Source organism: Xanthomonas sp. SHU 199, assembly GCF_000364665.1.
Taxonomy (GTDB): domain Bacteria; phylum Pseudomonadota; class Gammaproteobacteria; order Xanthomonadales; family Xanthomonadaceae; genus Xanthomonas_A; species Xanthomonas_A sontii.
Window position 1 is genome coordinate 1 of record NZ_AQOI01000702.1, and the last position, 5,374, is coordinate 5,374.

The 5,374-nt window shown below is 70.8% G+C and carries 5 protein-coding genes; all 5 read right to left on the bottom strand.

All coding sequences use genetic code 11. From position 1 onward, the window contains the following. A partial coding sequence (locus D183_RS0119935; RefSeq protein WP_017910553.1) for a glycoside hydrolase family 113 occupies window positions 1-595 on the bottom strand: 595 nt, incomplete at its 3' end. Next, the gene (locus D183_RS0119940; RefSeq protein ID WP_026144688.1) at window positions 577-2,091 is read right to left on the bottom strand and encodes a hypothetical protein; all 1,515 of its coding nucleotides are present in this window, start codon (window positions 2,089-2,091) and stop codon (window positions 577-579) included. The genes D183_RS0119935 and D183_RS0119940, both read right to left, overlap by 19 nt. Continuing rightward, complete coding sequence (locus D183_RS0119945) at window positions 2,039-3,970, bottom strand: glycosyltransferase family 2 protein (RefSeq protein WP_017910554.1); 1,932 nt, start codon at window positions 3,968-3,970, stop codon at window positions 2,039-2,041. Before D183_RS0119945 ends, D183_RS0119940 begins: the two co-directional genes overlap by 53 nt. 2 nt (window positions 3,971-3,972) lie before the next feature. Further along, window positions 3,973-4,923 carry a hypothetical protein gene (locus D183_RS0119950; RefSeq protein ID WP_017910555.1) on the bottom strand — a complete coding sequence of 317 codons (951 nt, stop codon included), beginning with the start codon at window positions 4,921-4,923 and terminating at the stop codon, window positions 3,973-3,975. 151 nt (window positions 4,924-5,074) lie between these two features. Next, window positions 5,075-5,374 (bottom strand): hypothetical protein (locus D183_RS0119955; protein WP_017910556.1); only part of this gene is annotated, 300 nt, incomplete at its 5' end.

A 5,374-nucleotide genomic window follows, 5' to 3' on the forward strand; every position in this document is an offset into this window, starting at 1 on the left:
CGAAACGGTCCCAGTAGCCGAAGCGCTCGGCCTGCTCCAGGCCGTCGGCGACATAGCCGATCGGGCCGCGATAGACCTGGCGCACCGCCGCCAGCAGCGCCGGCCACTGCGGCGCATCCTGCAACTGACGCAGTTCGGTGCCGACGATCAGCGCGCTGGCGCGCTCGTCGGCGGCGACCTGGGCCAGTTGCAGCAGCGCGCGCCGATAAGCGGCGAACCAGGCGTCGCGATCGGCCGGCGCGGCCTCGCCGGCCCAGTGCCCGGGAATCCACAGATGCACCTTCAGCACCGGCTGCAGGCCGGCGGCGCGCATCTGCCGCAATCCGGCGCGGACCAGCGCCGGGCTGCTGTCGCTGCCCAGCACCGGGGTCGAAGACTGCGGCGACGCCTGCCAGACGAAGGCGACCAACAGCGCACGCGAAGCGCCGGCCTCGGCCAGTTGCCGCAGCGACTGCTGCGCGGCGGCGCTACCCCACGGCGCCTGCGGCGACACCTTGACGTTGGCGCCCATCCAAGGCGGCGGCGCCGCACTGCAGCCGCCGGCGCTCAGCGCCAGCAGCAGCGCCGTCAGCAGTCTCACGGCGATCGGCGCCATACCCGGTAGATGCCCTGGTGGTAGACCAGACTGTAGCCCGGCAAGCCCTGCTGCCATAGCTGCGGGAAGCGACGGTTGAGGCTGTCCAGGGCGCCGGTCTGGCTGGCCGGGTCGCTGACCACCACTTGCGCCGGCATCTGCCGCGGATCGACCAGCGCCTGCTTGAAGCGCGGGTCGAACGGCAGGATCAGTTGTTTGGCGTCGCCGCGCGCGACGATCACCGGATAGCTGGCACGGTCGTCGAGCAGGGTCGGCAGCCGCGCCTCGGCCAGCCACGCGCCCAGGTGCGCAGCGTCGGCATGGCGCGGCGGCGCCGGTGCCTGCAGCGCGGCGGTCCAGTCGCGGGTGGTGGAGGTGGCGGTGCGGGCGATCACCCAGCCGCTGGACACCGCGCCGGCCAGCAGCAGCGCCAGGCCCAGCCAGCGCAGGTTGCGGCGCAGGTCGCCCAGCACCAGCGCCGCCGGCACCAGCAGCAGGGCGAGGAAGTCCAGCGGCTGCGCCGTGAAACGCGCCCAGGTGGCGAGCGTGCCGGCGCCGATCACGGTGGCGGCGGCGGCCAGCACGCTGCGCCAGGTGTCGCTGTCGCGGGTGTGACGCAACAACAGCAACAGCGGCGCGCTGACCACCCCGGCCAGCAGCAACCACAGCGGCGGCCACCACGGCTGCGCCGCGGCCTGCTGCAGCCACGGCTGCAGCGCCGCCTGCGCCGAGATGCCGCGGAAGGCGGACGTGGCGTCGCGCACGAACAGCAGCGGGTCGCCGAAGAACATGTAGTTGAGGTACATCCATGCCCCCACCGCGAACAGGAACGGCAGGTAGCACACCAGGTAGAACGCCAGCGGCGCCTGCCGCATCAGCCGCGGCGGCGCGATCAGGAACAGCCACGGCGCCAGCCCCACCGCCAGGAAGCAGGCGCGCTCGTCGACGAAGAACAGCAGGCACAGGCTCGCGGCCAGGCGCAGGTAGGCGAAGGCTTCCGGATCGTCGCGGAAATGGCGCAGCGCGCGCGCGGCCACGTAGAACACCAGCAGGCCCAGGCCCTGGTTGTTGCCGGACAGGGTCGGCCACAGGAAGAACGGCTGGATCACCACACCCGCACTCAGCGCCCAGGCCCAGCCGCGGCCCAGGCCGGCGGCGATGTCGCGCCACAACAGGGTCACCAGCGTCGCCCCGGCCAGCACGTCGACCAGGTACGGCAGCAGCGGCGTGGACAGGCCCGGCAGGCCGCCGAGCAGCACGCCCAGGTACAGCGAGGCCTGCGCGTACAGGAAGCCCAGGTACTCGATGCGGAAGCCGGCCGCGTCGCGCAACAGCAGCAGCTTGGCGTACTGCGCCATCGCGTCGTCGCTCATGTAGCCGTGCGCGAGCAGACGGTGGCACAGCAGCGCCAGCAGCGCCGCGGTGAACACGAACACCGCGGTGCCGCGCGCGCGCGGCGGCGCGTCAGTCGTCGAGCGCGGCGCGGCGCTCTTCGGCCATGTGCTTGCTGATGCCATGGGTGGTCTTTTCCCAGTAGAACGGGTTGCGGATGAGCTGCCACAGGCCCTTGTAGGCGGCGATGGACTGCAGCAGCCAGTACAGCGGCACGGTCAGCGCGTAGGGCGCCAGGCGGAAGTAGTCGCGCTTGAACGCCGCCACCAGGGTCATGTAGATCAGGAAGCCATTACCGAGCAGCAGGTTGAGCAGGCTCAGGTACAGCAGCGCCGGCGGGAAGAACGGATCGAAGAACTTCGAGCCCACCGCCAGCCACAGCCCGTAGCTCAACCACATCAACGGCGCGGCCAGCGCGGTGAAGAAGGTGCCGCCGACGAACAGCTGGAAGCCCCAGAACCCGCGCACGCCGGTGGAGCGGTACAGCTGCACCGGGTCGCGCATGTGCACCAGCCAGGTCTGCATGTAGCCCTTGAGCCAGCGCGAGCGCTGCCGGATCCAGTTGGGGATGCTGACGTTGGCTTCCTCGAACGTGGTCGAGTTGACCACGCTGACCCGGTAGCCCTGCTGGGTCAGGCGCACGCCCAGGTCGGCGTCCTCGGTGACGTTGTACGGATCCCAGGCGTGGACCTTGCGCAGGATGTCCAGGCGGAAGTGATTGGAGGTGCCGCCGAGCGGAATCGGGATGCGCAGGGTCTCCAGCGCCGGCAGGTAGAAGTCGAACCACAACGTATATTCCAGCGTGAACATGCGCGTGAGCCAGTTCTCGTCGGCGTTGTAGTAGTTCAGCCGCGCCTGGATGCAGGCCACGTCGGCCGGCGACTTGCGGAACGCGGCGACCACGCGCTTGAGCTGGTCCGGCTCCGGCTTGTCCTCGGCGTCGTAGATGGTGAGCATCTGCCCGCGGGCGAAGCGCAGCGCGTAGTTGCAGGCCTTGGGCTTGGTCTTGGGCTGCGACGGCGGCACCCGGATGATCTCGAAGAACGCCTCCAGGCCCAGCGCCTTGGCCGCCTCGATGGTCTCGGTGTCGTCGGCCTCCAGCACCAGCTTCACGTCCAGCTTGGAGGTCGGGTAGTCGAGCCGCCGCAGCGCGTTGGCCAGGATCGGCAGCACGTCCGGTTCCTTGTACATCGGCACCAGCACCGTGTAGACCGGCAGGTCCTCGTCGCCGAGCGCGGCCACTTCCTCGTCGCTGACCTTGATGTCGATGCGGCGCCGCGCACCGCGCCAGGCCAGCACCAGCTTCAGCCCGAAGGTGGCCAGGAACGCCACCGCGATCAGCGTGTTGAGCGCGATCAGGGTGACCAGCGGCCACAGCGCCAGGGCCGCTGCCAGCACCACCGTGAGCGCCACCAGGAACACCGACTGCGCGCGGGTGATCACCTGCCGCGCCGAATGCTCGGGCGCATGTTCGGCCAGCAGGTTCAGCGCATCGTGGGTGAGCTGCGCGTCGGCGTGCTGCTGCAGGCTCCAGACGATGTCGAACTTGGAGGTGCCGACGAAGCGCACCTGCTCGCCGTAGGTGGCGCGCGCCCAGGCGAAGGTCTCCGGGCCGGGATCGGCCACCGCCAGCACCAGCTGGCCGTCCTCCTCGCGCCACGGCAGCACCAGGCGCTGCGCGTAGTCGGCCAGATGCTCCGGCTGGAACAGCGCCGGGTCGATCGGCTGCTTGAGCAGGTTGGCGAAGTTCAGCCCGAAGTGCTGCGCCAGCACCGTGTAGAAGCGCAGCGGCGCGACCCCGCGCTGGGCCAGTACCACGTCGCCCAGCCGCGAGCGCCAGCGCGCCTGCAGGGCCAGCGCGTTCTGCAGCTGCGGCGGGTCGATCACCCCTGCGGCGACCAGCGCCTCGCCGATCGGCGCCTGCAGGCCGCCCTCGGTGGGCAGCCGTCCGAGCCGGCCGGGCACGCCCGCCTCGGCGGCGACGCTCTCGTGTTCGCCGGACACGGCTAGAACCGCCACCAGGCGGCCACGAACGGACCGCCCGCGCCGCCGGTGTTGCGCCCGGCCACCGGCTGCTGGTAGCCGAGCTGCAACTGCGTGCCGCCGGGCAGCGTGTACAGCACCGATGCCTGCAGCTTGCTGAAATCGAAGTTGTTGCCGCGGATCGGCGTGTTGTCGCCGGGCGCGTAGATCCGGTTCGGCCCCTTACCGTTGCCCAGGCTCTGGATCACGTTGAACTCGCCGATCAGCATCCAGCGCGGCGCCAGCGCCACGCCGCTGGACACGTCCAGGCGTGCCTCGTCGGAGGCGTCGCCGCCGCGCAGCCGCACCGCCGTGCCCAGGTCGACATAGCCGTCGTGTTCGCCCAGGCGATAGCCGCGGCCGACGCTGTAGCGCAGCTCGGCACCGTAGTCACCCTGGCCCATTGCCGGCCGCTCGCCATCGCGCTGGCGCGCATACGCGGGCACCAGCGCCAGCACCTGCAGCGCGCCCTGCCAGGGGCCATCGCGGCCGTCCGGGTCGAGCCGGTAGCGCAGGCCGATTTCCTGGTCGGACCAGCCGCTGCGGTGGCGGTCGCCGTAGCCGCTGTCGTTGCGGTAGCCGACCTTGCTGAAATAGAAGTTGCCGACCAGGGTCAGGTCCGCGCTCAGCCCGTATTCGCCGTAGAGATTGAGCTGGTCCTGGCGGCTGCGCCCGGCATCGGGGAAGTTGCCCGACTGGCCGTGGCTGTTGAACACCGCGCCGCCATCGGTATGGCTAGCCTTGAGGATCACCAGCCCGTGACCGGCCTCGTCGACCCAGGCGCTGGCCCAGCAGGGGCCGGCCGCCAGGGCGAGCAGCGCCAGCGCCAGCCGCGCGCGGCGCGCAGGCGTGGCGCGGTGGGCAGCGGGCATGGGCACAGCGGACGCGCAGGCGCGCGCGTGGGTGCGCGGACGCACGCCGTCGAAATCATGCATGGTTGAGTTCCTGGTGGGGTTCCCCCGAACCGGAAAGCAGGCGCGGTCCAGGAGAGATCGGCGGAACACGTCATTTGTTAAGTGACGTACTTCCCAATATAGCGAATTTATGTTGCCATGCCGCACGCGCGCGCAACGCGGCCGATTTCGTTCAGCCTGGGCGGCGCCAGCACAACCGGGCGAAGGTGACCCAGGCATGCAGCCAGATCACCGCCCACACCGCCGCCCGCACCGGCCAGGCCCGGGTCGGCGCCTCGAACTTGCGGAAGTAGCGCCACAGCCCGCGGTGCTTGTGCCACTCGACGAACCACGGGCGTTTGCGGCTGGACACGCCGCGCACGTGCAGCACGCGCAGGCGGTTCAGCACCGCCACCGTGGCACCGGCCTGGCGCACCCGGCGGCACAGGTCCAGATCCTCGGCATGCAGCCGATAGCCGGCGTCCCAGCCGCC

What these genes read in the sequence shown, in the direction of transcription:
- D183_RS0119940 (WP_026144688.1), bottom strand. Translation starts at nt 2,091, where the DNA reads ATGGCATCAGCAAGCACATGGCCGAAGAGCGCCGCGCCGCGCTCGACG.
- D183_RS0119950 (WP_017910555.1), bottom strand. Translation starts at nt 4,923, where the DNA reads ATGCATGATTTCGACGGCGTGCGTCCGCGCACCCACGCGCGCGCCTGC.